Annotated in this window: 25 protein-coding genes; 7 read left to right on the top strand and 18 right to left on the bottom strand. The window is 58.4% G+C overall.

Annotated features, from left to right (window positions below; translation table 11 throughout):
• Positions 1 to 48 precede the first annotated feature (48 nt).
• The 3 genes from BFR47_RS00885 to slyA are packed head-to-tail and all read right to left on the bottom strand — an operon-like array spanning position 49 to position 2573.
• The gene (locus BFR47_RS00885; protein ID WP_083398951.1) at positions 49 to 1065 is read right to left on the bottom strand and encodes a DUF2955 domain-containing protein; all 1017 of its coding nucleotides are present in this window, start codon (positions 1063 to 1065) and stop codon (positions 49 to 51) included.
• Positions 1066 to 1075: 10 nt separating this feature from the next.
• The gene (locus BFR47_RS00880) at positions 1076 to 2125 is read right to left on the bottom strand and encodes an HlyD family secretion protein (RefSeq protein WP_083398950.1); all 1050 of its coding nucleotides are present in this window, start codon (positions 2123 to 2125) and stop codon (positions 1076 to 1078) included.
• A 16-nt stretch (positions 2126 to 2141) separates the two neighbouring features.
• Positions 2142 to 2573: a transcriptional regulator SlyA gene (gene slyA / locus BFR47_RS00875; protein ID WP_083398949.1), complete on the bottom strand. Its 432-nt coding sequence runs from the start codon at positions 2571 to 2573 to the stop codon at positions 2142 to 2144.
• Positions 2574 to 2819: 246 nt separating this feature from the next.
• Here slyA and glnL point away from each other — a divergent pair, with 246 nt between their 5' ends.
• From glnL to add, 3 genes are read left to right on the top strand one after another with little or no spacing between them, the layout of a single operon-like run.
• Positions 2820 to 3890: a nitrogen regulation protein NR(II) gene (glnL, locus tag BFR47_RS00870; RefSeq protein WP_245748736.1), complete on the top strand. Its 1071-nt coding sequence runs from the start codon at positions 2820 to 2822 to the stop codon at positions 3888 to 3890.
• A gap of 9 nt (positions 3891 to 3899) precedes the next feature.
• Positions 3900 to 5333: a nitrogen regulation protein NR(I) gene (glnG, locus tag BFR47_RS00865; RefSeq protein ID WP_071471309.1), complete on the top strand. Its 1434-nt coding sequence runs from the start codon at positions 3900 to 3902 to the stop codon at positions 5331 to 5333.
• 29 nt (positions 5334 to 5362) lie between these two features.
• Positions 5363 to 6367 carry an adenosine deaminase gene (add, locus tag BFR47_RS00860; RefSeq protein ID WP_071471308.1) on the top strand — a complete coding sequence of 335 codons (1005 nt, stop codon included), beginning with the start codon at positions 5363 to 5365 and terminating at the stop codon, positions 6365 to 6367.
• 72 nt (positions 6368 to 6439) lie between these two features.
• Here add and hemN read toward each other — a convergent pair whose 3' ends face one another.
• Genes hemN through BFR47_RS00835 form a run of 6 tightly spaced genes read right to left on the bottom strand, consistent with a single transcriptional unit; the run spans position 6440 to position 10179 of the window.
• The gene (hemN, locus tag BFR47_RS00855; RefSeq protein ID WP_139215066.1) at positions 6440 to 7810 is read right to left on the bottom strand and encodes an oxygen-independent coproporphyrinogen III oxidase; all 1371 of its coding nucleotides are present in this window, start codon (positions 7808 to 7810) and stop codon (positions 6440 to 6442) included.
• Positions 7811 to 7823: 13 nt separating this feature from the next.
• A complete protein-coding gene (locus tag BFR47_RS00850) occupies positions 7824 to 8267 on the bottom strand; it encodes a DUF2489 domain-containing protein (RefSeq protein ID WP_175514040.1) in 444 nt (147 codons plus the stop codon).
• A gap of 11 nt (positions 8268 to 8278) precedes the next feature.
• A complete protein-coding gene (locus BFR47_RS18925; protein ID WP_281245918.1) occupies positions 8279 to 8578 on the bottom strand; it encodes a GTPase-activating protein in 300 nt (99 codons plus the stop codon).
• Positions 8575 to 8853 carry a GTPase-activating protein gene (locus BFR47_RS18920; RefSeq protein ID WP_281245917.1) on the bottom strand — a complete coding sequence of 93 codons (279 nt, stop codon included), beginning with the start codon at positions 8851 to 8853 and terminating at the stop codon, positions 8575 to 8577. The genes BFR47_RS18925 and BFR47_RS18920 overlap by 4 nt, the downstream gene beginning before the upstream one ends.
• On the bottom strand, positions 8850 to 9512 hold the full coding sequence (locus tag BFR47_RS00840) for a class I SAM-dependent methyltransferase (protein ID WP_071471305.1): 663 nt from the start codon (positions 9510 to 9512) through the stop codon (positions 8850 to 8852). The genes BFR47_RS18920 and BFR47_RS00840 overlap by 4 nt, the downstream gene beginning before the upstream one ends.
• A gap of 49 nt (positions 9513 to 9561) precedes the next feature.
• The gene (locus BFR47_RS00835) at positions 9562 to 10179 is read right to left on the bottom strand and encodes a c-type cytochrome (protein ID WP_071471304.1); all 618 of its coding nucleotides are present in this window, start codon (positions 10177 to 10179) and stop codon (positions 9562 to 9564) included.
• A gap of 142 nt (positions 10180 to 10321) precedes the next feature.
• Here BFR47_RS00835 and yihA point away from each other — a divergent pair, with 142 nt between their 5' ends.
• The 3 genes from yihA to rsuA are packed head-to-tail and all read left to right on the top strand — an operon-like array spanning position 10322 to position 12357.
• A complete protein-coding gene (gene yihA, locus BFR47_RS00830; protein ID WP_071471303.1) occupies positions 10322 to 10957 on the top strand; it encodes a ribosome biogenesis GTP-binding protein YihA/YsxC in 636 nt (211 codons plus the stop codon).
• A 37-nt stretch (positions 10958 to 10994) separates the two neighbouring features.
• The gene (locus BFR47_RS00825) at positions 10995 to 11654 is read left to right on the top strand and encodes a GntR family transcriptional regulator (RefSeq protein WP_071471302.1); all 660 of its coding nucleotides are present in this window, start codon (positions 10995 to 10997) and stop codon (positions 11652 to 11654) included.
• A 16-nt stretch (positions 11655 to 11670) separates the two neighbouring features.
• Positions 11671 to 12357: a 16S rRNA pseudouridine(516) synthase RsuA gene (gene rsuA, locus BFR47_RS00820; protein WP_139215065.1), complete on the top strand. Its 687-nt coding sequence runs from the start codon at positions 11671 to 11673 to the stop codon at positions 12355 to 12357.
• A 59-nt stretch (positions 12358 to 12416) separates the two neighbouring features.
• On the opposite strand, the gene BFR47_RS00815 is transcribed toward rsuA, so the two are convergent.
• The 7 genes from BFR47_RS00815 to BFR47_RS00785 form a co-directional block, all read right to left on the bottom strand.
• Positions 12417 to 13730, bottom strand: coding sequence for a TRAP transporter large permease (locus BFR47_RS00815; protein ID WP_071471300.1), 1314 nt, complete (start codon positions 13728 to 13730; stop codon positions 12417 to 12419).
• The gene (locus BFR47_RS00810; RefSeq protein WP_245748735.1) at positions 13723 to 14256 is read right to left on the bottom strand and encodes a TRAP transporter small permease subunit; all 534 of its coding nucleotides are present in this window, start codon (positions 14254 to 14256) and stop codon (positions 13723 to 13725) included. The genes BFR47_RS00815 and BFR47_RS00810 overlap by 8 nt, the downstream gene beginning before the upstream one ends.
• A 139-nt stretch (positions 14257 to 14395) precedes the next feature.
• Positions 14396 to 15457, bottom strand: a complete 1062-nt coding sequence (gene dctP, locus BFR47_RS00805; RefSeq protein WP_245748734.1) for a TRAP transporter substrate-binding protein DctP — start codon at positions 15455 to 15457, stop codon at positions 14396 to 14398.
• 143 nt (positions 15458 to 15600) lie between these two features.
• The gene (locus BFR47_RS00800; protein ID WP_071471298.1) at positions 15601 to 17085 is read right to left on the bottom strand and encodes an aldehyde dehydrogenase; all 1485 of its coding nucleotides are present in this window, start codon (positions 17083 to 17085) and stop codon (positions 15601 to 15603) included.
• Positions 17086 to 17096: 11 nt separating this feature from the next.
• Positions 17097 to 17972: a dihydrodipicolinate synthase family protein gene (locus BFR47_RS00795; RefSeq protein WP_071471297.1), complete on the bottom strand. Its 876-nt coding sequence runs from the start codon at positions 17970 to 17972 to the stop codon at positions 17097 to 17099.
• A gap of 53 nt (positions 17973 to 18025) precedes the next feature.
• A complete protein-coding gene (nhaC, locus tag BFR47_RS00790; protein WP_245748733.1) occupies positions 18026 to 19399 on the bottom strand; it encodes a Na+/H+ antiporter NhaC in 1374 nt (457 codons plus the stop codon).
• A 120-nt stretch (positions 19400 to 19519) separates the two neighbouring features.
• On the bottom strand, positions 19520 to 20830 hold the full coding sequence (locus tag BFR47_RS00785; RefSeq protein WP_071471296.1) for an NAD(P)/FAD-dependent oxidoreductase: 1311 nt from the start codon (positions 20828 to 20830) through the stop codon (positions 19520 to 19522).
• Positions 20831 to 20967: 137 nt separating this feature from the next.
• Between BFR47_RS00785 and BFR47_RS00780 the strand changes: the two genes are divergently transcribed.
• Positions 20968 to 21969 carry a 4-hydroxyproline epimerase gene (locus tag BFR47_RS00780; RefSeq protein ID WP_071471295.1) on the top strand — a complete coding sequence of 334 codons (1002 nt, stop codon included), beginning with the start codon at positions 20968 to 20970 and terminating at the stop codon, positions 21967 to 21969.
• A gap of 159 nt (positions 21970 to 22128) precedes the next feature.
• Here BFR47_RS00780 and BFR47_RS00775 read toward each other — a convergent pair whose 3' ends face one another.
• Positions 22129 to 24969 carry a PAS domain-containing protein gene (locus BFR47_RS00775; RefSeq protein WP_071471294.1) on the bottom strand — a complete coding sequence of 947 codons (2841 nt, stop codon included), beginning with the start codon at positions 24967 to 24969 and terminating at the stop codon, positions 22129 to 22131.
• Complete coding sequence (locus BFR47_RS00770) at positions 24941 to 26779, bottom strand: sensor histidine kinase (protein ID WP_071471293.1); 1839 nt, start codon at positions 26777 to 26779, stop codon at positions 24941 to 24943. The genes BFR47_RS00775 and BFR47_RS00770 overlap by 29 nt, the downstream gene beginning before the upstream one ends.
• Positions 26780 to 26783 lie beyond the last annotated feature (4 nt).

Below are 26783 nucleotides of genomic sequence, written 5' to 3'. Positions count from 1 at the left end.
ACGGGGAGCCGGCGGAGCGGGCCCTTTGCTCACACGCCTCACGCCACATTACCCCAGAATCTCGTGCCGGGTAGCAGGAAACAGGTTGAGCATCTTGTGTACCAGATACACACAGCACAGGGTCAACAGAATGGCGATGGTCATCGAGCTCATTCGATACAAGGCGCTGTACACCAGATCGTGCTCTGGTGACACATACTGGCCAAACAGAATGCCCACCGTGGTCAGGCCGGCAAAGCCGACTCCGGGCATGCCCTCCTTGACGTGCCAGCGCGCAAATACCATGGCGCACAACCAGAATGACAGCGTCAGCAGCAGCAGGTTGTGGTAATAGCGGTATAAAAACAGCTGGGTCAGCAGCCCCAGCGCACAGCCGAGCAAGGTGCCCATGCAGCGCTGACGACCCGACTGCACCGCGCCGACAAAACTCATGGGAAACAGTACCAGCACCGTCGCCACCTGGGCCGAGAGCGAGTCCACCAGATCGACCGTCTGAAACACCGTGAAGCTGAGGGTCGCTACGATGGCCCCCAGCAGTGCCTGATGGCGGATGATATTATCGCTCTTGACGGGCAGCGCCCGCGCCACCAGCGGCTCGCGATTGGGCAGCACCGCATAGGCGATGTACGCCAGCGCGACCGATAACACCGAGGCGGTGATATTGCTCATCGCCATGTCTGCCAGATCAAACTGCCGGTAGCTGGAAAAATGCAGCATGATGCTGAGGCTGACGCAACCCGAGGCGCCAAACAGCAGCATGGGCCCCCTGGCCATCAGCAGGAAGCGGCCCAGAAACAGACAGAACACCACCACCGTAAAGGCCGGCGGCCAATGACTAAGCAGGCCGGGTAGCACCATGATTTCGAGCGAGGTCAGCAACGACGAACCGATAAACTGCAGGCTGACGAAGCGGTTCAGCACCGGCACCATGCCCAGCAACAACATGGGATAGACGGTGAAGAAGACGCCGAAGTTCCAGTTCATCATCTTGGCTATCAGCATACCGGCGGCGCTGCCAAAGGCGATACGCAGACAGACGCGCAGCCGATCCGGGGTCAGTTCCATCGTCATCGCCTCAATACAGGTAACGCAGCAAACTGACCACTCGCGCCTGCATGGCGGCCAGACCATGCAGCACCGGATTGTCGACCGGATACAGCTGCACCGTGGCCTTGGCGCCGGTGGCCAGTGGCGGCCAGGTGTCATCCAGTGCAATATGGGTACGCAGCCGCTGGGCGTCGCGCACCCAGCGATCGGAGTTGACCGGCTGGGCCAGCAGTCCGTCGGCCGCCTGCTGACCTTCTCGAACCCCGCTGTCGATGCTGGTGACGTGACCGGCGAAGATTTGTCCCGGCAGGGCATCGAAGATGATGTCTACCGGGGTACCGGATTGCACATGGCGCAGGCTTTTCTCGCGCAAGTCTGCACTCACCCAGGCCTGCTCCGAAATCAGCGCCATCAGCGGCTGGCCAGCCGCCGCATGCTGACCCTGGCGCAACTGCAGGTTGCCGATGCGGCCGCGACTTTCCGCCTGAACCCGGGTGCGAGCCAGGTCGAGTCGAGCCTGGCGCAAGGCCACCTCGGCCTGTTCGACCGCAAGAGCAGCCGCCGTCAGTGCCTGCTCTGCCTCCTGCCGGCGAGCTTCGGCCACGGTGAGCGCATCACGGACCAGACCGACGCTGGTATTGGCCTGATCCAGCTGTTGCTGCGACATATGACCCTGTCGATGCAAGCGGGCTATCCGTTCCGCCTCCCGGGCCTGCTCATGCACTTGCAGTTCGGCTCTGTGAGCCTCGGCCTTCACTTCCGCCAGACCGGACTGCGCTCTGTCTTGTGCAACTTGCGCCTGACTCTTCGCCAGCTCGGCCCGCTTGACCGCCAGTTGATAATCGCTGTCGTCCAGTTCAAACAGCAGCTGCCCCGACTCTACTCGCTGATTATTGGTGACATGCACCCGGCTGACCTGGCCGGAGACCCGGGCCGAGACCGGCACCACATAGCGCTGCAGGCGGGCTTCCGGTGTCATCGGCATATAGTTGTCGGCGATAACGAAATAAACAAAAAGCAGAAAAAAGGCGCTCAGGGCCACTTTTATCCAGCGGCTGAAACTCTGTTCTGGCGTCATGATGACCTCGGTTGCGTTATTCTTTGTGGCCACAGATCCCGTTGAGGTTCTGGTTGATGTGCTCCACCATGCGGTTGAATTCCCTGATCTCCTGTTCACTCAGACCCGCCAGCACCTGCTGGCGGGTCTGGTCCAGCACCGCGTCCATCTCGTCCATCAACGGGCGCACCGCCGGCGTCAGGTGCACTCTCTTGCCACGGCGATCATCGGCACAGGTGCGACGCTCTACCAGCCCCAGCTGTTCCAGCCCGTCCAGGGTGCGTACCAGTGACGGACTTTCCACCCCCACCCGACGCGCCAGCTGATGTTGCTGGATACCGTCTTCATATTTCAGATGTGTCAGGGTGATCCAGCGGCTTTGGGTCAGTCCCAGCGGCTTGAGCCGCTCATCATTAAGCCAGCGCCACTGCCGAACCAGACAGGCCAGAGACATTCCCAGAGTTTTCATCGCCATCTCCAAATTAGTTAGCGCGCTAATTATGATCTTGATAACTATATTATTCAAATCCCTGACTGTATCACTCAGCCCCTTGACGCATTCTGGCAAATGGCAGGTTTCTTGCATTATTCCGATACAAGTAGCGGCACCAGTACGGGGCATGCCTGCGCCACTGTGCCCTGAGCGGCAGGGGCGCCGAATTCGGGTTAGAATGCATGCACCATGGTGGTGCAAATGCAGACGAGAGGAAAAAAAGTGTCGGGATCCCAGCCAGGTGCACAAACGATTATCGATAACCTGCTCACGGCGGTGCTGGTGGTAGACGCCGAGATGCAGGTTCATTTTGCCAACACCGCCGCCGAGCAGCTGCTGCCGCTGAGCAAGCGCCGACTGCAGGCGATGCCGCTTAACCTGCTGGAAGAGGATATCTCGCTCGATATTCAGCGCATCAAACACTGCATCAACACCGAGCAGGGATTTACCGACAGCGAAGTCCAGCTGATGATCGACGGCGATCCACGCTGGGTTGAAGTCAGCGTTACCCCCCTGCCCCAGCCTTTACCAGCCCGGGAACCGGCACGGTCCCAGGCACTGATCGAATTGAGGCTGATCGACCAGCAGAAAAAAATCAGTCAGGAGCTGCAACAACGAGCTCAGCAACAGGCGGCGCGAGAGCTGGTCCGCGGTCTGGCCCACGAAATCAAGAACCCGCTGGGGGGCCTGCGCGGCGCCGCCCAGTTACTGGAACGGGAACTGCCGCGGGAAGAACTGAAGGAATTTACCCAACTGATTATCGCCCAGGCGGATCGGCTACGTAACCTAGTCGACCGGCTGCTGGGGCCACAACGCCCCGGCCAGCGTCAGGTTACCAACCTGCATTCGGTACTGGAGCAGGTACGTCGGCTGGTCGCGATGGAAATTCCGTCCGGCATCACCCTCAGCCGGGATTACGACCCCAGCATTCCCGACTTCGAAATGGATCCGGAGCAACTGCAACAGGCCCTGCTCAATATCGTGCGCAACGCCGCCGAGGTACTGGGCGATCGCGGTCATATTCAAATCAGAACCCGCACCGCCTTTCAGGTCATGCTGCAGGGCCGCCGTTACCGGCTGGCCGCCGAGATCCGCATCATCGACGACGGCCCCGGTATTCCCGAGCCCCTGCGCGATACCCTGTTCTATCCCATGGTGACCGGGCGCGAAGGCGGTACCGGCCTGGGGCTGTCCATCGCCCAGGATCTGATCCATCAGCATCAGGGCCGCATCGAGACTCAGAGCCGGCCCGGGCGCACCGAATTTATCATTTATCTGCCGTTACGCCGCTAGGAGAGCCTTATGACAGAACAAGTATGGATAGTTGATGACGACAGCTCGATTCGCTGGGTACTGGAGCGCGCCCTGGGTCAGGCCGGCTTCGACTGCCAGAGCTTCAACGACGGCGAAAGCGTGCTGGCGGCACTGTCCCGCAGCCAGCCCAGCGTGGTGGTGTCCGATATTCGCATGGGGGGCATGGATGGCCTGACCCTGCTCGGCGCCATTCACGAACAGGTGCCCCAGCTGCCGGTCATCATCATGACCGCCCATTCGGATCTGGACAGCGCGGTCAGCGCCTATCAGCACGGCGCCTTCGAATACCTGCCCAAACCCTTCGATATCGACGAGGCGGTGATCCTGGTGCAACGTGCCATGGCCCACCTGCGGGAAAGCAAAAGCAAGGCCCGGGTCGCCGAACTGGACACCCTCAATGCCCCCGAGATCATCGGCGAAGCCCCGGCGATGCAGGAGGTGTTTCGCGCCATCGGCCGCCTGGCCCGCTCCTCCATCTCGGTACTGATCAACGGCCAGAGCGGTACCGGCAAGGAACTGGTGGCTCATGCGCTGCACAAGCACAGCCCACGCGCCAAGAGCCCCTTTATTGCACTGAACATGGCGGCCATCCCGAAGGATTTGATTGAATCTGAATTGTTCGGCCATGAAAAGGGCTCCTTCACCGGCGCCAACAGCGTCCGTCAGGGTCGCTTCGAACAGGCCAACGGTGGCACTCTCTTCCTCGACGAGATCGGTGACATGCCGCTGGATATCCAGACCCGGCTGTTGCGGGTGCTGTCCGATGGCCAGTTCTACCGGGTCGGTGGCCACCAGCCGATCAAGGTGGACGTACGCATCATCGCCGCTACCCACCAGGATCTGGAGCTGAAGGTAGAGGATGGCGATTTCCGTGAAGATCTGTTCCACCGGCTCAACGTGATCCGCGTCCATATGCCGGCACTGAAAGATCGAAGAGAAGACATTCCCAAGCTGGCCCGTCACTTCCTGACCAAGGCTGCGAAGGAGCTGAGCGTGGAAGCCAAGAGCCTGCATCCGGATACCCAGTCCTATCTGCAATCCCTGTCCTGGCCCGGTAATGTGCGTCAGCTGGAAAACGTCTGCCGCTGGCTGACGGTCATGGCCTCGGGCCAGGAGGTACTGGTCGCCGACCTGCCCCCGGAGCTGATGCAGAAAGAGCGGGAAAAAGAAACCGGTAGTGCCGGGCAAGACTGGCGCCAGGCGCTGCAGGACTGGGCCCGGCAGGAGCTGGCCCGTGGCCAGCAGGATTTGCTGGCCGATGCCATGCCCGAATTCGAGCGCATCCTGCTCGACTGCGCCCTGAGCCATACTCAGGGCCACAAGCAGGATGCGGCACGCCTGCTCGGCTGGGGTCGCAATACCCTGACCCGCAAGCTGAAAGAGTTGCATGGTGACGACAACCTGACCGAGGATAAAGGCTAGGGTCTGTCCCCCATCACGAGGAAAACGTCATGATCGATCCCAGCCTGCCCCTGCTCGACCTGCACCGCCACCTGGATGGCAATATCCGCCCCGCGACCATACTGGAGCTGGGTCAGTCCTTTAACATGACGCTGCCTGCCACCACCCTGGGCGGGCTGCGCCCTCATGTGCAGGTGCTGGATAACGCCCCGGACCTGATGTCCTTTCTCGCCAAGCTGGACTGGGGCGTCAAGGTGCTGGGCAGCTACGACGCCTGTCGTCGGATCGCCTATGAAAATATCGAAGATCTGCAAAACGCCGGCATCGACTACGCCGAGCTGCGTTTTAGCCCCGGCTACATGGCGATGAGCCACCGGCTTGACCCCCAGGGGGTAGTGGAAGCGGTGATCGACGGCGTGGCTGCCGGCAGCCGGGATTTCGGCATTCCGGTCAAGCTCATCGGCATCATGAGCCGCACCTTCGGCCAGCAGGCGTGCGAGCAGGAGCTGGCCGCCTGTCTGGCCCACAGAGACAAGCTGGTAGCCATGGATCTGGCCGGTGACGAACTGGGCTTTCCCGGTGATTTGTTCGAGGACCATTTCAGGCGGGTGCGCCACGCCGGTCTGCATGTCACCGTGCATGCCGGCGAGGCCGCCGGCAGTGACAGCATCTGGCAGGCCATCCGCGAGCTGGGCGCCGAGCGTATCGGCCATGGCGTCAAGGCGGTGGAGGATGACACCCTGCTCGACTACCTGGCCGAGCGACGCATCGGCATCGAGACCTGCCTGACCTCCAACCTGCAGACCAGCACGGTCGCCGAGCTGCACCATCACCCCATTCACCGTTTTCTGGACCGGGGCATCGCGGTCTGTCTGAATACCGACGATCCGGCGGTGGAAGGCATAGAGCTGCGCCATGAATACACGGACGCGGCGGCCAAGGCCGGCCTGACCGCCGCCCAGACCCGCCAGTGCCAGGAAAACGCGCTGGAAATGGCCTTTATCAGCGCCGAGGAGAAAGCCGCCCTGCTGCTGGCCAGCGCCGAGCGGGAGTGAAAACGGGGACTGGGGACTGGGGACTGGGGACTGGGGACTGAAAAGGATAAAATCCCTAATCCCCGCTGTTAATCAGATCACCCGCGAGAACTGCTGCATCCGGGCCTGACGGCGCAGGTGCACGTCGAAGCACATGCAGATATTGCGGATCAGCAGTTGCCCCCTGGGCGCGACCCTGATGGCGTCCTCGGTCAGGGTGACCAGGCCGTCGTCAATGAAGCTCTGCAACAGTTTGAGATCGTCGGCGAAGTAGTCGGCGAAGCGGATGCCGTACTGCCGCTCCAGCGGGGCCAGTTCCAGCTCGAAGTTGCATATCAGCGTCTTGATCAGATCCCGGCGCAGACAATCGTCGTCGTTCAGCGCATAGCCGACGGTCTGGGCATGACCCAGTTCATCCAGCTGGCCGTAGTAGCGCTTCAATTCCTTGTGGTTCTGGGAATAGGCGTCGCCGATCATGCTGATGGCCGACACCCCCAGCCCCAGCAAATCACAGTCACCCTGGGTGGTATAACCCTGAAAGTTGCGGTGCAGCTCGCCCTCGCGCTGGGCCACCGCCAGGCTGTCGTCCGGCAGCGCGAAGTGATCCATGCCGATAAACTGATACCCCTGAGCCGTGAGGTAGCCGATGCTGTCCTGCAGCATCGCCAGCTTCTTCGCCGGTGCCGGCATATCGGCCTCGTTCAGCTTGCGCTGGGCGGAGAAGCGGCTCGGCAGGTGGGCATAGTTGAACACCGACAGGCGGGCCGGTTTCATCGCCACCACCTGCTCCAGGGTATGTTGAAAGCTCTCCAGGGTCTGCAGCGGCAGGCCGTAGATCAGATCCAGATTGGTGGAACCAAAGCCCAGCTCGGCGGCCCGGCTGACCAGAGCCTTGATGAAGTCGTTATCCTGCTCCCGGTTGACGACCCGTTGTACGTCCTTGTTGAAGTCCTGCACCCCCAGGCTGATGCGATTGAAGCCTTCTTCTCGCAGCACGTCCAGCAGGCTCAGTTCGATGCGGCGCGGGTCGATTTCGATGCTGAATTCGCCCTGCTCGGCAAAGTTGAAGTGCCGGCGCAACAGGCCGTTCAGTCGGCGGATCTGGGGAGCGGTCAGGAAGGTGGGAGTGCCGCCGCCCCAGTGCAGCTGGGTCACGGTGCGCTCACGAAAGAGCGGCGCCAGACGCGCGATTTCCCGTTCCAGATAATCCAGGTACAGGTCGGCCTTGCCCTGATGGCGGGTGATGACCTTGTTGCAGCCACAGTAGTAGCACAGCTTGTGACAGAAGGGGATATGGACATAGAGCGACAGTGGCCGCCCGGGATAACGACCGGCGGCCACTTCGAGCTCCGCCATGCCAAAGTCCTCGTTGAACTCCAGCGCCGTGGGGTAGGACGTATAACGCGGCCCCGAATAATTGTATTTCTCGATCAGGGCCTGATCCCACTCAATCTGTGCTGACATTATCTCTCCCCGGTCAGCGACCGGGCAGTTCCAGGCTGGCCAGCCGCGTTACCTCGATTTTGATTTGTGCTTCCAGTTCCTGTTCGAAACCGGCGCGTTGCAGATCCATGCGCATGATTTCATTGCGCTTGTATTGCTTGCGGGCCTCGTGGGTCGGCATTTCCTTCACCCGTTCATACAGGTCATAAAGACCCGGATATTCGGCGGCAAAGTCTTTCGGCCGAGCAAACTGCAGGGTGTTGAGCAGGTTGGTCAGACGAATGGCGCCTTCCGACAGATTGCACTGGTCCTGACTCACAGCCAGGGCAATGGTGTGGATACTGTCCAGAATACGCAGGTTACGCCGGTGGATGGCCTGCTCTCGCCGCTGGGTTTGCTGCTTCAGCCGCGCCAGCAGCTGCCCCGCATAGACTGCCAGACCCACAATGATGACGCCGCCCACAAGGGCGGCTATCAACCAGGGTGAGATCATGACTTATCTTCCTTGTCTTCATATTGTGCAGGATCAATTTCTGCGTCCATAAAGCGGGTCCAGAGATCGTCGCCTTCCACCAGGTCTTCATCGTCCTCTTCCAGCAGGCCGAGTTCTTCCAGCAGTTGCTGATGACGGGCCAGGGTCTTGTCCAGCCAGCCGGCATCCTCCTTGCCCAGCTTCTCGCCCGCATCCACTCTGTCCAGCAGGGTATTGAGCCGCTCGTTGTTTTCCAGCTGTTCCAGTTCCTGCTCCGGCGTCAACACCTCCACATTGGGGGCGAAAACCGGCGTCACCCTGGCCGGTTTCGGCGCCTTGGCAGGCTTGGCCGCTTGGTACTGGTTTCTTCCGGCACCAGCGCTATCGGCTTTTTCGAACCCAGACGCGGATCCCGGGGTGCCTTGGTACCGGTGTTCTGCTGACCCGCGTCGCCGGGGTTATGCCGGGAGCCGGGCGCCAGCCCCTTGCGTTTGGCCTTGCGCTTGCGATCCTTGCTCTGCTCGGCATTTTCCCGACTTTCCTTGCGGGCTCCGATCTGGCCCGGAACTCGGGCCTTTTTAATACGTGTCATACAGACTCCGGTGTTTGCAGAAGTATCACATCGGCACCGATGAATTCGATACCGAGCCCGTCCCGTGCCGCCAGCCAGAGAAAGGTTTCCCGACTGAAAAAACTGACATGGGTGGGATCCTGTTTGTAATGCCAGTTGGCAAATGCCGCCTGGTCTCGGGCCAGCTTGGTCATGATGGCCAGCCAGCCTCCGGGTCGGAGCAGGGCCAGCAACTGCTGCCATTCCCTGCCCGGCCGGTAAAAATGTTCTATCGCTTCGGTACAGCAGACAAAGTCGTAGTCTCGCTGCAACCGGGCCGGATAATGCGCATAGTAAGGATCATAGGTAGTAGTGGCAAAGCCTGCTTCATTGAGCATCGCCGCCAGCGCCGGACCGGGCCCACAACCGAAATCGATGCCTTCGCTGCCGGCAGGAAGACGGGACATCAGCGGATCCGCCAGCCGCGCCAGAAAACGCCGATAACCGGCATCATCGGTCTGATTTTCATGCAGGTCATATTCGGCCTTCTCCGCCGCCGCATCCAGTCGGCACCCGGGCTCGACGAAGATCAGCCGGCACCGGCTGCAGCGATGGTAGCGACGCCGAAGATCCTGCCAGAACAGGGAAGTCTCGATATGATCACAGAGGGGACAACTCAGGTCGTGCGACAGGGCAGACATGGGGGAAACCAGAGAAAGCAGGGGGCACCAGGCCCCCGGAATGATAGTATTAACGCAGACCAGCTACGTACTGAGACAGTACGTCGATATCGTTGTCGGTCAGCTTGCCGGCAACACCGCGCATCATGGCGTTGTGATCGTTTTCACGCTCGCCACTGCGGAACATCTTCAGCTGGGCCGCAATGTAGGCCGGATACTGGCCGGACAGTCTCGGGAATCCGGCAGATTCCAGACCTTCGCCACGGGGGCCGTGACAGGCGGCACAGGCCGTTACGCCACGCTCGATGTCACCGCCACGGTACAGGGCTTCACCCTGGGCGATCACGTCTTCGGGAGTAGCAATCGGGGTGATGGACTGGCTGGCAAAATAGGCTGCCAGATCGGCCATGTCCTGTTCGGACAGGGGCATGGCCATGCCGCCCATGATGGCGTTGGCCCGGCCGTTACCACCGGTAGCGGCAGCCTTGAACGCGGCCAATTGCTTGGCCAGATAAGAGGCATGCTGACCGGCCAGTTTGGGATACATATCGGTCGGGCTGTTGCCATCGGCACCGTGACAGGCTGCACAGGTAGCGGCTTTGGCCTTACCAGCTTCGACGTCGCCCTGGGCCTGCGCAACACCGACCACTCCGAGCATTAAGGCTATCGTGAGAATAATTTTTTTCATGACGTTCCGACTTCTCGTTGTAAGAGCTTCCAGATCACATACCTACGAGGGCATGTTACAATGCGATTCAAAAAACGGCACCATTCTACACGATTTTGCGAGAAAGTAAGCAAAGCGGGCTCAGATCCCAGGGGAATTCATATTGAATAACAAGCAGATAAATTTTAACACCGCCCGCTTTATTACCAGCGCGCCCAATATCACCCAGATGCCGGAAGACAGCGGCGTAGAGATAGCCTTTGCCGGTCGCTCCAACGCCGGGAAATCCTCCGCATTAAACGCCATAACACAGCAGAAAAGTCTGGCTCGGACCAGTAAAACCCCCGGTCGCACCCAGCTGATCAACGTATTCGAGCTGAGCCCGGGCAAACGGCTGGTCGACCTGCCCGGTTACGGTTACGCCAAGGTACCGGAAGAAATGAAGCTGAAATGGCAGCAAGCCCTGTCGGTATACCTGCAACAGCGCGAAAGCCTGAAGGGGCTGGTGGTACTGATGGATATCCGTCATCCGCTCAAGGACATCGACCAGCAACTGCTGCAATGGGCCAGCGAAAGCAATCTGCCGGTACTGGCGCTGCTGACCAAGAGTGACAAGCTCAAGCCGGGCCCTCGCAAGTCCGAAGTGCTGCGGGTGCGGGAAGCCGTGACCGTCTTTGGTGGCGACATCCGGGTTGAATCCTTCAGCTCGCTCAAGGGCCTGGGCCTCGATAGAGCCAGGGAAGTCCTGAGCGAGTGGTTGCTGCAGGACGATGGTGAAGCCATAGACGAGCAAGCATAATCACCGCCCCACCAACATCACCTTTGCCAGGAATGATATGCACAAAACCAGAACGCAATTTGTGGCCGATGCCATCAGAACCAAGATTCTACGCGGCGAAATAAAAGGCGGCTCGGCCCTGCGCCAGGATGCCCTGGCAAAGGAATTCGACGTTAGCCGTATACCGGTTCGTGAGGCTTTACTCACCCTGGAAGCCGAGGGTCTGGTGGAATTCGAAGCCCACAAGGGAGCCTACGCCACCGAGCTGTCGGCTCCCAAGATCCTGGAGCTGTTCGAACTGCGGGTATTGCTGGAATGCCACATCCTTGCTGCTGCCATTCCCAGATTAACCAAAGAAAAACTGGATGCTGCCGAAGAGCTGCTCATTCAGCTGGATCATCTGCTGGATACCTCAAGCCAGATCGATCACTGGAGTGATCATAACTTCGCTTTTCACCGCGCCCTGTACGATGCAGCTGAAAAACCGGAAACCATGGCTCTGATCACCCAGTTGAATACCCAGTCCGACCGTTATATCAGAATTCACTTACTGCATGCCGCCGGCGTACACAAAGCCGAGGCGGAGCACAGAGAACTGTTAGAACTGTGCCGCCGTGGCGATATTTCCGCCGCCTGCGATCTGCTGCGGCGCCACATTCTGGTTGCGGCCGATGATATCGTCGCCCTACTACATCAACAACAGCAACAGGGTTGCTGACAACACTGGAAACCTAATGCGCCTCGATCGTTTTTTATGTGAAAGCACAGGCCTGACCCGCTCTGTGGCCAAAAAGGCCCTGCACCGAGGTGATGTCACCGTCGACGGCCTCGTGGTCAAAAAGAGCGACCAGCAGATCAACGGGCAGGAAGTACGTCTCGAAGGTCGTCTGCTGGTCGCGCCGGGGCCGCGCTATCTGCTGTTGCACAAACCCGCCGGTTATATCAGTTCCACCCAGGATGAAGACCATCCCTGTGTGCTGCAACTGCTACCGCCGGAGCTGCGCCGCGGTCTGCAGTGTGCCGGCCGGCTGGACGTAGATACTACCGGCCTGTTGCTGCTGACCGACGACGGCCAGTGGTCCCATCGCCTGCGCTCACCCAAAAAAGCCTGCAACAAGGTGTATCAGGTCGACCTGTCCGATCCGCTGGCAAGTGACGTCACCCAGCGTTTCGCCGAAGGCGTGGAGCTGCACGGCGAAGACAAGGCTACCTTGCCGGCCACCCTGGAAGTGCTCACTCCCACCCGGGTACTGCTGACCATACAGGAAGGAAAATACCACCAGGTGAAGCGGATGTTTGCCGCCGTCGGCAACCACGTCATGGGCCTGCACCGGCTGCAAATCGGAGACATAGTACTGGATGACAGCCTGGCTCCGGGCGAGTGGCGACACCTGACAGCGGAAGAAATCGCCAGTATATAAGTATCACCCCATGAAAATGGCGCCTGTTGGCGCCATTTTCATCTCTGCTGTTGCAATGTTTAACTCGCTATCAAGCTGGGCAGATAGGTAGCTGCCATCGGAAACACCACCACCGACAACAAGACCAGTAACTGCAGGATAACGAAGGGCATCACCCCCTGGTACATGTGCCTGTACGTCATATCATCCGGTGCTATGGACTTCAGGTAAAAAATCGAAGGTGCCATTGGTGGAGTCAGATAAGAAGTCTGTATCACTACCATAAACATCACTGCGAACCAGATAGGATCTATGCCGGCCGTTTTTATAAGTGGCGTAAAGATAGGGACAAAAATCAGCACAATCGAGATCCAGTCCAGCACGAAACCGGCCAGAAAAATCACCGCCATCAGGATAAAGGTAAGCTGATAGACACCGATATCCAGGCTGTTAATGGCATCGACGATCATCCAGCCGCCGCCGGAAACCGCGAAGATACTGGTGAACATGGTTCCGCCAACCACAATCATCATAATCATGGCGGTGATCTGTATCGTGGTTTTCAAGGCACCGATAAAACTGGGCCAGGACAACTCGCGAAAAACCAGGGCAATCAGCGCCGCACCGGCAGCGCCTACCGCAGCCGCCTCTGTCGGTGATGCAATACCCAGTAGCAGAGAACCCAGTACCGAGCTGATCAACAACAGGGGGGGCAAGATGGCCTTGGCAGTAATCAGCAGTTTTTCTGACCATGCCACTTCCTGTTCCAGTATCACCGCCGGCCCCAGATCTTTCTTGAAATAACAGGCGACAACCATATAGATCATGAAGAAGGCCACCATCATTATCCCGGGGATCAGACTGGCCGCAAACAACTGGCCGATCGACAACTGGGCCATAGAGGCATAAACCACCACCACAATGGAAGGCGGAATAATGGTGCCGAGAGAACCGCCAGCACAGACGGTACCCGCCATTAGTCCCTTGTTGTATTTATATTTGGCCATGGCAGGCAAGGCCATCATGCCCACGACGATTTCCACCGCGCCTACCACGCCCGAAGCGGCGGCAAAGATGGCACACATCACTATGGTAGACAACGCCAGACCGCCAGGTAAACGACCAAACCACAGTTGTAATGCCTGAAACAACCGGAGCGCCAGCCCCGTCTTTTCCAGAATGGCTCCCATTAATATGAATAATGGAATAGATGACAGGGTGAAATTTGATGCGGTATGTAATATGGCGCCATAGAGCTGGCTAAACAGCAGATCACCAAAGGTAACAAAGCCGAATATTACCGAGGTTACTATCAGTGATAGCGCCACGGGAATACCGAGAAAAACAAATACAAACAGGATGATAAACATCCACAATGGAATTAATTCAGTCATGACTCATCTCATCCTTGGTGACCGATTCGCCAGGGGTCTTATCCCCCTGTAAATATCTGATTCCGTCTATATAGACCTGCAGGGTAAATACCATCAAACCGATGGCGATGGCACCATAGAAAGGCCAGACCAGAGGCGACCAGGGACTGACACTTTCCACTTCACCCGTTACCCATGCACTGATGGCTTTCTCTCCTGCTACATAACTCAGGAAGAAAAATGACGGCCCTATCATGAAGAAATAAAAAAACAGATTGATGAGCTGTTGATACCGCAAGGCGAGCCTGGCAGAAAGGAAATCGATTCTTACATGGGCTTCCACCTTGAGCGAGTAACCACTTGCCAGTAAAAACAAGGCGCCATTGAGCATATAGGATATGTCAAATGACCATAATGTCGGCGCACCAAACACATAGCGGGAGACTACTTCATACAGGATAGAACTCACCAGCATTACGACCATGGCCATAGATATTTTTGCCAATAAATCGGAGATACCATCGAGACGTAAAAACAACGCATTCATAATTTTCACCCTATTAACAAGTGACGCCACACAGCTTCACTTGTCATTCCTCAAACAACCCTTCATTCAAAAATACAGGACCAGTCTGTAACAGACAGACAGCCCTGCATCTTGAATCAGGGGGTTATCGGTAAGCTATTTAATCTCTTACCAGTACGGATGAATTTCTAGACCAGCGCTTCTGATAATCCTGGTAATCCTTGAGCAGGCCTCTCATTTTTTTATTTCCTTTCTCGGCCTGCTCACTGGCACGTGCTTCCATCCAATGATGACCATAGCCTCGTATTTGTGCAATGACATCCTGATCCAGAGTGATAACTTCGGTGCCATATTCCTTGTATTTATCCATGGCCTTCATGTCTTCGTGAGCAAAGTGAAGATAGGACTCCATTGTCGTCAGACGAGCGGCATCTTCGATACGCCCCTGTAATTCGGAGGAAAGCGCATCCCAGGTTTCCTGTTTCACAAAAAACTCCCACACAAAGGTGGGCTGGTGAATGCCGGGAGTAATAATATAAGGCGCAACTTCATGGAACCCTTCCATGATATTCGAGCCCGGAGTAGCCCATTCCACCGCATCGACCCCTTTCCGTTGCAGCAGTGTATATATCTCGCCAGGTGGCACGACAGTAGGGACACCTTTGAGATAATTTTTCAATACCCCGGCCCAGGCACCGGAGGTGCGGTACTTGAGATTTTCAAAATCGGAAATGCCGTGAATCGGTTTATTGGCATGTGCCAGTATTTCCGAGGTACCCAGTCCTACTAGCATAGTATGTAGACCCATGGTTTCCTGCCGATATTGCTGCAGGCTTTCCAGTCCGCCACCCTCATATAGCCAGGTGATGGTGGCCTCGGGCGACATACCACCGGGAAAACCGGCAAAAATGGCATTGGTCGGATCCTGATTGACCAAATAGGAAGGGGTAGAGTGTCCCGCTTCTACAATACCATCCTGCACCGCTTCATATACCTGAAATGCCGGCACCACTACACCGGCACCAAAGGTTCTCAACTTGATTTCTCCTTCGGAATATACCTTAAGATGTTCACTGAAACGTTGCAGGAAGTTATTGTAGAAAAAGGATCCTTCCGGCACAGAAGTTGGAACCTTCCAGGTCACTTCCTTGGCTGCTACAGCCGGCGCGGCAAAAAGTACACAAGCTGTAATAATGGCACCACAGGAATTAGCTAATTTCATTTTCATATCCTTTTGAAAAATCTATTATTGTTTCACATGTAATGGGAAACAATGTTACGAAAATAATAAGCATAAGATTAAAGGGTTAATTTATTAATAATGGCGTCATCCATTCGTCTGACGCCATGCTATTAACTATTTATTCAGGCCTGGTTATACCAGATGGTTTTCTTTTGCAGATATTGATCCATGGCCTCAAGACCGTTATCTCTGCCGCCGAAACCGGACTGACCATAACCGCCGAAGGGGGTGGTAATGTCCCCCTCACTGAAGCAGTTGATGGAAACCGTACCCGCCTTCAGCGCCCGGGACACCCGATGGGCTCGTCCCATATGGCTGGTATAGAGGGAAGCGGCCAGGCCGTACTGAGTCTGATTGGCCAGAGAGACCGCCTCTTCTTCAGTGGAAAACTCGGTCACTGCCAGTACCGGGCCAAACACCTCGTCTCGGAACAGTATCATGTCGGCACTGACCTCATCGAAGATGGTCGGCTCCACAAAGAGACCGGCACCAAGGGCGGGGGTATTGCCGCCGTAACGCAGCCGGGCACCCTGCTCTCTGGCCTGCTCGACCATGGCCTTCACCTTGTTGAAATGCACCGGCTCCACCATGGGCCCGACCATGGTGTCCGTGTCCTTGGGATCACCCAGTTTCCAGCCGGACAGACGGGAACACAGCTTGTCCAGCAGCGGTTCCTTGATGCCCTTCTGCACCAGCAAACGAGAGCCGCAACTGCAGTTTTCACCCATGTTCCAGAAGGCTGCCGCCAGCACATCGTCGACGATAGAGTCCAGGTCTTCTACATCATCGAATACCAGCTGCGGGCTCTTGCCGCCACACTCGAGCACCACTTCTTTCAGGTTGCTCTGGGCCGAATACTGCAGGAACAGACGGCCGACCTCGGTCGAGCCGGTGAAAGACACCATATCCACATCCGGGTGCAACCCCAGTGGCATACCGGTTTGCTCACCCAGACCCGTTACCAGCTGCAGCGCCCCTTCCGGGATACCTGCCTGATGGGCCAACTGCACCATGCGCCAGGCACTCAGCGAGGTTTGCTCGGCTGGCTTCACAATCACCGAGTTACCGGTTACCAGCGCCGGACCCACCTTCCAGGCAAACATCTGCGCCGGAAAGTTCCAAGGCAATACGGCGGCAACCACACCGATGGGCTCATTGACCACCAGGCCCAGAGTGTCATCCCCGGTCGGCGCCACCTTGCCAAACACCTTGTCTACCGCTTCCGCATACCAGGCCAGGGTGTTGATGGTTTCCGGAATATCGGTGTTCAGACACTCGGTGATCGGCTTGCCGCCATCCACACAATCCAGCGCCGCCAGCTCTTCCCGGTTTTGTTCCAGCAGCGCAACCCAGGCTTGCATGCGTTGCTTGCGCTCGGCCGGGGCCAGCTTGCGCCATTCGCCTTGCTCGAAGCTGGTTCGAGCGGCAGCCACCGCCAGGTTAACTTGCTCTTCGGTACAGGCTTCAACCTGACCGATAACAGATTCATCAAAGGGATCTCGAGCTTCCAGTGTCTGATTACCAGGCGTATAGCCGACGATAATGGCATCGGCCCGTAATTCACCCTGCTTTGCCCTGGCAAAAACATTTTCCACTTGTACTGACATGCCGAATCTCCTTATTTCAGTGCCTGGGTCAGCAGAGCTAAAAATTCGTCTTCATCCTGCTTGCTCACCGGATACAGAGGCGCTCTGACCGGGCCCACCGGATAACCGATATGGCCGCAACCCAGCTTGGCTTTCTGGTTATAACCACCGGACTCCATGTTCTGCAGCACCGGTAAGATGCGGGCCATGATGCTCCTGACCTGCTGCCAGTCGCCGGCCTTGGACGCTTCGATTATGTTGACGTGATCGGCGGCCAGGTAGTTGGCGCCGCCGCCAATCCAGGAGCGGGCGCCCCAGAACATATAGTCCGCACCCTGGTCATCGGAGCCACACACCACTTCAAAATCTTCCAGGCCCAGATTGAGCAGGGTCACGGCGCGGGTAAAGTCGCCGCTGCTTTCCTTGATGCCGACGATATTGGGATCCCTGGCCAACACCTTGATGGCCTCGATGCCGATCTCCACCCCGGAGCGAGCCGGAAAGTTGTACATGATGATCGGCATGCCTGCTTCACGACTCACGGTCTGGTAATGGGCGATAATTTCGTCCTGCTCCGGCAAACAGTAGATGGGGGGCGCCAGCATCAGAGCCTGATAGCCCAGCTCCCTCGCTTCCAGCGCCTTGGCAATGGATCCTGCCGAGTGAGTGTCGTTAACACCGGCCACCAGTAACGCCTTGTCACCCACTTCTTTGGCAATAAAGGCCATCAGCTCACGGCGCTCGGCCTGGCTCAGGGCGTAATACTCACCGGTGGTGCCGCAAGCGACGATGCCGCTGACACCGGCTTCCAGTTGGTGGGCCAGCAGCGCCGCCAATGCCGGGTAATCGATATGGCCGTCTTGAGCAAACGGGGTGACTACCGGAACCATTACACCTTCGATTTTCATTATGCATATCCTTATCGTGATGAAGGGCCTGAGCACAGGCCCGGAAAAGTGAGTTATGAAGAAGCCTTAGCCAGAGGCAGGCTCTCTTCGGATTCGTCTGCAGGCAGGGAGCTGCCTGGACCGGTGCGCCAGACGGCGATGTTGGCGTAGCCGTAAATCAGCGAGATGATCAGCACCAGGAAATGGAACCAGAGGAAAGGCAGATAGCTGAGGGTGCTGACCCCCAGAGTGGTAGCCATGAAGACACCACCATCGGACCAGGGCACCATGGGCGTGGTGATGGTACCGCCGGCCTCGGCGTTGCGGGACAACACCCGACGGTCGATACCCTGCTTGTCGTAGTTTTTCTCGGTAATGGTGCTGGCGGTGATCAGCGACACATAGGCCGCACCACCGAAGAAGTTGCCGAAGAAACCGCCCAGCAGGGTCGACAAGGTCAGCCGGCCGGCATTGCTGGCCCAGGACAGAAAGCCGTTACAGATCACGGTCAGAACGCCGATGCGGTCCATCAGCCCGCCCAGCCCTAGGGCGAACAACACCAGGGCAATGACACCGAACATGGACTCGATACCGCCCCGATTCAGCAGAGTGTTGAGGAAGTCGACGTCAGAGCTCATGGCATTGCCAAAGTAGGCGGTATTAACCGCATCCAGCGCCGCCATGTCCTGGAACAGCACGGCACAGATGATGCCCAGCACGGCGCCGAAGCTAATCACCGGGATGGATGGCTTGCGCATGGCCAGCAGGATGATCACCATCAGCGTCGGCAGCAGCAGATACCAGCTGATGTTGAACTGCTCGGCCAGGGCTACCATGGCCGCATCCGCCCGGCTGGTGTCGGCGGCACCGTCAACGTAGAAATACCCCACCCCCAGAAACAGCAGGCTGGCAATCAGGGCAGAAGGCGCGCTGACATAGAGCATGGACTTGATATGATCGATCAGGTCGACCCGGCAAAGAGAAGCCGTCATCACGGTGGTGTCGGACAGCGGCGACAGCTTGTCACCCACATAGGCCCCGGAAATGACAGCCCCGGCCACCAGCGGCATCGGGATGCCGAAGCTGTGGCCGATGCCCATCATGGCGATACCGGCGGTGCCTGCGGTACCGAACGAGGTCCCGGTCGCCAGCGAGGTCAGGGCACAGATGATAAAGGCCGCAAAAAGAAAAATACTGGGGCTCATCACCGACAGGCCGTAATAGATGATGCTGGGCACTATGCCGCCGGCAATCCAGGTGCCGATCAGGGCACCGACGGTGATCAACACCAGCACGGCTTCCATGCCGTTATGAATCCCTTTCAACAAACCTTTCTGAATCGTTTCATATCCCAGTCCCAGCCGGATACCCAGGCCGATCACCAGAAACCAGGACACGAACAGTGCCAGTTGTATGGGCAGACCCCACACATTCAAAAATAAATACATGACGCCGATAAAGGCGCCAGCAGGCCCAGCACTTCAAAGCCGCTGGGAAGGCGGATCCGATCCGCCGGAGTTGACTGCTTGATATCCATATACATTCTCCCTGTTGTGCTACGAGTCCGGTTACATTTCTGAGCCGGGCAGGCAAACACTGTGGTTTAAGGTGTGCGAGGGTGGTAATTGCCCAAACCGCGCAAGGCGGAAAGGAGCTATATCGAGCCCGGACGGTTTTCCCGACAACAGGCCCAGAATGAGTTGGGCGGTAACCGCCGCTTGTGTCAGCCCCAGATGATGATGGCCCAGGGCCAGCAGCAGGCGGCCCTGTGGACCAACCCGGTCGATCACCGGTAATGAATCGGGTAAAGAAGGCCGGCAGCCCATCCAGGGGGTCGCGCCCTGGGTATCCAGCTGCCGCTCGAACAGCGCATCCGCGTGGTGCACCAGCCCCCAAGCCCGTCGATAGTCCGGCGTCTTATGCAGGCCGGCAAATTCCACCGTGCCGGCCAGCCGCAGCCCGCCCGTCATCGGCGTCATGATGAATTTGCGTTCCAGGGAGCTGACCGCCATCGGCAGACGTCCGGGTTCGGCCGGTAGCATCAGGTGATAGCCCCGCTCGGTATCCATAGGTATCTTGATACCGGCCAGCTCCCTGACCAGAGGCGCGGACCAGGCACCGGCGGCAACCAGCACCCGCTTGGCGAACAGCTTGCCTTTGCTGGTATTCAGCTCGATACCGTTGTCCAGACAGCGCCCGCCATGAACGTCGGCCTGCTGTCGTTCCATACCTGCGGCCTGCGCCTGTACAAAAAGCTGTGCTACCAGTTGATAAGGGTCGGTCACATGGCCGGTCGCGGGGAAAAACAGACCACCGCTTACCGCGGGTGACAGACCACCAACCTGCCGACGCAATGTATGTGCAGACCAGGGATCACTTGATATCCCCAGCTTGCCCAGCACCTGCGCATGCCGCTGCAACTCGGCGAAGGCAGACTCGCTTTCACACACCAGCAAAGAGCCATCTTCCTTCAGCAACCGGTTCAGACCCGCCTGCTGTAACAACTGCTGCCAGGCCGACAGGCTGGCTTCATTCAGCAAGCGCAATCCGGCGCTGCTGTTACGCTGGGCCTCGGGCCGCATATTGGCCACCAGTTTCAGCAGCCAAGGAGCGATGCGGGGCAGATAACGCCAGTCCAGACGCAGAGGACCCAGCGGATCCAGCAACATGCGCGGCAACTGCTGCAGCACGGCGGGTGAGGCCAGGGGTAACACCTGCTCGGTGGCGATATGGCCGGCATTCCCGAACGAGGCGCCCTGTCCAATTTCATTCTTCTCCAGCAGCAATACCCTGTAGCCGGCCTGAGTTAACTGCCAGGCGCAGGTAACGCCGATAATTCCACCACCGATGACCACCAAATCGTGATTCAGCTCTTGCATCTGAGTATCCCTTCACCAAATTCCTTGATTGTATAAAATATACAATTTATACCTAGATGCCAGAGCCACTGGTTAATGAGTTGTAAAATCATGATCCAGATCTCATAAGTCGATATCATTACAAGGAGAGACATCAGATGCGCGAAGGTACTTTTTTCTGTATAGATGCCCACACATGTGGAAACCCGGTAAGGTTGGTAGCAGGAGGTTATCCTGCCTTACAAGGCAGAAACATGAGCGAGAAGCGGCAGGATTTTCTGGCTCACCACGACTGGATTCGCCAGGCACTGATGTTCGAGCCTCGGGGGCATTCGATGATGTCCGGCTCCGTCCTTTACCCCCCGTGCAGCGAACAGGCCGATGCTTCCATCCTGTTTATCGAGACCAGCGGCTGTCTGCCCATGTGTGGCCACGGCACCATAGGCACCGTCACCAGCGCCATCGAGCATGGCCTGATCAGGCCGAAAACACCGGGCAAACTGATTCTGGACGTGCCTGCAGGGCAAATCCGTATCGACTATGAACAAAACGGTAACAAGGTAGAAAAGGTGCGCATCTATAACGTGGCCAGTTATCTGGCGCACAAGGATGTGACCATAGAGGTGGAAGGGTTGGGAAAACTGACCGTCGATGTCTCCTATGGCGGCAATTACTACACCATCGTCGATCCACAGGCCAACTTTCCAGGTTTAGAGTCATTCAGTGCCGATCAGGTGCTGCATTATTCACCCAAAGTACGGGAGGCGATCAACAAGGTGGTGGACTGCGTGCATCCGCTGGATCCTACCGTGCGCGGTGCCAGCCATGTAATGTGGACCGGCCAGCCGACCCGGCCGGGTGCCCATGCCCGCAATGCGGTGTTCTATGGCGATCGCGCTATCGACCGCTCTCCCTGCGGTACCGGCACCAGCGCCCGCATGGCACAATGGGTGGCCAGAGGCAAACTGGGGGTGGGTGAAGAGTTTGTACACGAAAGCATTATCGGCAGCCTGTTCGTCGGGAGGGTGGAAAGCGAAGCCCGTGTCGGGGACTCCCCGGCCATCATGCCCAGCATTCAAGGCTGGGCCCGGGTCACCGGCCACAACACCATCTGGGTGGACAGCGACGATCCCTACGCCTACGGCTTTGAAGTAAAGTAATAAAGAAGGGGGCCTCATAGCGATGCAATGCTTGCCTGACCATGAGATGAGCTGCCTTGCAAGCCGACTTCTACGTCTGGAATCGCGCAGCAGAGCCCCCTTAAATGACTTGTATGCAGGCATGTGTGGACACGCTGTCCTCGCTTGCCTGCAACCTTGTCAGTGTATGTCAGGAGCCGCCGGTATCTCGAGCCAGAAACAGGCGCCCTGCCCCGGCGTCGATTCGAAGCCCACACTTCCCTCCATACGCTCCATCAACTCCCGGGTAATGGCCAGTCCCAGCCCGGTACCGCCTTTCTTGCGGGTATCCGAGCTGTCTGCCTGAGCAAATTTCTGGAAGATGCGCGAGCGAAAGTTCTCGGGAACACCCTCACCCCGATCTCGCACCAGAATGCGCAGTGCCTCGGGACCACGCCATTCGGTCGAGATGGTCACCTGGCCATGATCCGGCGAAAACTTGATGGCGTTGGACTGCAGATTGGACAACGCCTGCAACAGCCGGTCCCGGTCGGCCACGATGCGGGCATCGGACACCATGGCTGCCGGTTCGAGCCGAACCCCCCGCTCCTTGCCCAGCGGGCGGTTCATTTCCATCGCGTCATGCACCACCCCGGTCAGATCATGAACCTGCAGATCGAACTCCATTTTACCGGCCACCAGTTTTTCCATATCGAGCAAATCGTTGATCAGCAGGTTCAGGCGCCGGCTGTTGTTATGGGCCACCTGTACCATCTGCATGGCCTTGTCCGGCAGTTCGCCCAGCACGCCCTGGGTCAGCAGCCCGAGCGAACCGGTAATGGAGGTCAGCGGCGTGCGCAGCTCATGACTCACCGTGGCCACAAACTCCTTTTGCATCAGCTCCACCTGCTTCAGCTCGGTAATGTCCTCGACAAAAGACCACAGCAGACTTTTGCCTTCGGCATCGCGGACCAACATCCCCCGCTGGCGGACCGGAAAACGTGACCCATCCCAGCGGGTGTATTCTTTTTCATAGGGCGGATAACTGCCATGAAGTTTCAGTTGCTCCAGCGCCTGCTGGTCTGCCGCATGGTATTCCTCCGGGGTGAGCACGCGATAGTCCAGCGCCAGCAGATGCTCCTTGTCGAACCCGGTCGCGTCCAGCAGGGCCTGGTTGACATCGATAAAGTCACCGGTCAGAAAATCATTGAGGGCGATACCGATGGATGACAGCTCAAACAGGCCGCGCAGTCGCTGTTCGCTATCGGCCTGCGCCAGCTCCGCCTGTTTTTCATGCTGGATATCGGTGATATAGCCATGCCAGATGGTACTGCCATCTTCCAGTCGCTCGGGCCGGGCCCGTCCTTCCACCCAGTGCAGGGAGCCGTCGGCCTGCTGCACCCGGTACTGGGTGTGCCAGGTATCAAGCTGCCGCTCCGAGCGCCGGATCGATTCGACCACCGAAGCCAGATCGGCAGCATGAATCCGGTCGAAGAGCACGCTGGCATCCTCTCGTGCCGCCTGCGGCGTCACCCGATAAATCTGCTCGATGCCCCCACTGCAATAGGGCATGGTACTGCGGCCATCCGGCCAGAGCCGGTACTGATACAACATGCCGGGCAGTTGCTCTACCAGCTTGTCCAGGCGTTCCTGATGCGCCTTGTGACTCAACAGTTCCCCCAGCCAGTGTGCCAGCAGGCCGAGAAACATGCGGTCGGTGTCATCGAAAGGCCGTTCTCGCACCGAGCCGGACGAGAAGTTGAGGGTCCCGAACAGCTGCCCGTCCACTTCCAGCCGAATGGCGATATAGGTCTCCAACCCCATGTTCCGGTAGCATGACGCCTGCCGGTAAGGCGACGCGCCCATATTATCGATCGCCAGCATCCCCGTTTGCTGCAGCAGCAAATTACAGTAGGTTTGCTCCACCGCCAGGTGCAAACCGGGTTCGATACCCGTTTCGACCGGTGCCGACGCCCAGCGTACCGCATACACCTCTCCGACGATCTCGCTGACGATGCCGACCTCGAGCCGCAGATAATCACGGCCCAGTGTCAGCGCCTGATGGATTTTCTCATCCAGGGTGCCGGTCAGGTCGAACGCCATGCGGTTGAGCAGCGCCAGCGCCTGATTCTTGCGCTCCAGTTCGACCAGCGCCTCGCGCTCGGCACTGACATCCATATGGGTTCCATACATCATCAGCGGCAGCCCCTCTTCGGTGCGGCTGAACAATTGCCCCCGGCTGTGCACCCAGACCCAGTGTCCGGCCTTGTGCTTCATCCGACACCTGCATTCATAGACTGGCTGGAGCCCCTCAATATGCTGCTCCATCAGCGCCGTGGCCTGAGCCAGGTCATCCGGATGGATCCGTTGCCTCCAGGTGTCCAGGTTCTGCGCTCCCAGCTCCGCCAGCCGGTAGCCCAGCATCTCGGCCCAGCGCTCGTTGAAGACACAGTCGCCGCTCTGCAGGTTGCACTGCCAGGTGCCGATATTGGCGCCTTCGATAATCAGTTGCGCGTGGTATTCACTGGCCTTGAGAGAGCTTCTCAGCTCGGCCAGCTGCCGATGGTTGACCAGCTCTTCCACACAGTCGGCCAGCTCCCTCAGCAGCGCCGCATCTTTGGCACCGAAGGTACGCGGCAGGCTGTCGATAATGCAGAGCGTGCCTATCCGGTGGCCATCGAGCGTACGCAGCGGTGCGCCGGCATAAAAGCGGATATGGGGTGCCTGCAGCACCAGCGGATTATCGAAGAAGCGTGGATCCTGCAGGGCGTTTTCCACCACAAAAACGTCCTGATCCAGAATGGCATGACCGCAGAAGGAGATATCCCGCCCGGTTTCACAGACATCCACCCCCTGAGCCGATTTGAACCACTGCCGCTCGCGATCTACCAGCGACACCAGAGCGATCTCGACGCCAAAACTCTGCCTGGCGACGCTGGTCAACCGGTCGAAGCGGGCCTCGGGCGGCGTATCCAGCAGCCCGGTGTTGAACAAGGCCTGCAGCCGCTGCCATTCATTGGTTGGTACAGATGGCGTGATCATCGCCTGTTTCCTCGTCTGGCTGAATCTCGGCACCGCCATGGTCGTCCGGTGCCATCACCGGTAATTCCACCCACAGGTGAGCGCCATCACTGTTGTAAAAACCGATATGGCCCTGCATCTGCTCGACCAATTCCTTGCAGATGGCCAGCCCGAGCCCGGTGCCCTTGCTCGCCCGCATGGTACCGTATTCGGCCTGGGCAAAACGCTCGAACAGCCGCTCGTGAAAGCTGTCGGGAATGCCTTCTCCCTGATCGCTGACCGTCAGGCGCAGCCGCCCCTGCGATATTGGCTCGGCCCTTACCGTGACCCAGCCGCCGGGGGGAGAAAACTTGATGGCATTGCTGATCAGGTTGTCCAGTATCTGTCGCAGACGCAGTGGGTCGAGGCGGGCGGGGAGTGGCACCGCAGTCTGACTGCGCAACTGCACCCGGTGGCTCCGGGCCAGAGGCTCGTTGCCGGAGATCGCCTCCTGCACCAGCTCGGCCACGAGGCAAGACACCGGCACCAACTCCATCTTGCCGGCCCTCAGCTTGTTGAAATCCAGCAGGTCATTGATGATGGTCTGCAGCCGCTCGCCGTTGCGTAACGCCAGTGCCGTCAGCTCGTCGGCCTTTTCCGGCAGCACTCCCGTCGCCCCCGACTGCACCAGCTTGAGGGCACCATTGATGGAGGTCAGGGGAGTACGTAATTCATGGCTGACCACCGCCACAAAATCATCCTTTACCTCGCTCAGCGCCTTGCGCTCCGCCGTCAGCTGGTTGAAGGCCCGGGCCAGGCTCACCACCTCGCTGACGCCGCTTTCCGACAACGGCCGGTTGTCGCCACCATGGGTGGCCATCACCCGGATCTGACGCGTCATGGACTCCAGCGGTCGCATCGAGGTCCAGGCCAGCCAGAACGCCACCAGCGCCAGAGCGCCACCAATCAGCACGCTGATGCCCGCAAAACGCAGAAAGAAGGCTCTGGCCGGCGCTATCGCCTGTTCATAGGACACGGCGCGTACAAACACCCAGCCCAGCTGATGCAGGTGAGTGGAGGCGAACACCCATCGCCGATGATCACTCCGCTCGGTCACCCCGAGACGGAACCCGGACAGGGCCGCATCGATCAGCGGGTCTTGCCGAGGCGCGGGCAGCGGCTGCAAATCGGCCGACAGGTCGGCACCGTTGTAGACATAAACCAGGTTGTCGGTATCCAGTATCTTGAACACAACGCCGTCACGCAGAGCCTCGGCGAGCCGCTGCTCCGGCAGAATGGAGGTTTTCGCCAGATTGACCACACCACTGAGCACACCGAGCAGGTCGCCATCATCCGAGAGAATAGGACTCAGAAAAGAGATCAGCGGCGCCCCCGTGGTACGACCGATAATGGGATGACTGATCACCGGCTGACGGGTCTCGAACAGCTGCTGGAAATGGGCTCTGTCCGCATAGTTGGTCCCCAGTCGCTCCGGCACCATTATGCTTTCGGCAATGGCGGTACCGTCGCTGTCCATCACCACGATGCCATCAGGAAAAAACGACCCCAGATTCCGCTGCCGCTCCAACTTGGCGGTCAGTACCGGTGCCGGATCGAGCATGGTTCCGTTGGATAGCTGGGCGCTGACGCTTTCCAGTGCATTCATGCGCAATGCCAGCGTTTGTTCCACCTGTTCCGCCGACCTGATCGCTTCCCGGGCCTGGTGCTCGCTGTGCAATTGTTCGAAATCTCCCACCAGCGAGTGGTAGGCCGTGGCCAATACCGCCATCACGGTAAGCAGGGCCCCGGCCAGAATAATGAGTGCAATTCGTCCCTTGAGCGATAACCGCATGAAC

Origin of the sequence: Oceanisphaera psychrotolerans (assembly GCF_001870485.1) — a bacterium.
GTDB lineage: Bacteria > Pseudomonadota > Gammaproteobacteria > Enterobacterales > Aeromonadaceae > Oceanimonas > Oceanimonas psychrotolerans.
The sequence above is the reverse complement of the archived record's forward strand: the minus strand, read 5'-3'. Positions and strand labels throughout refer to the sequence as shown.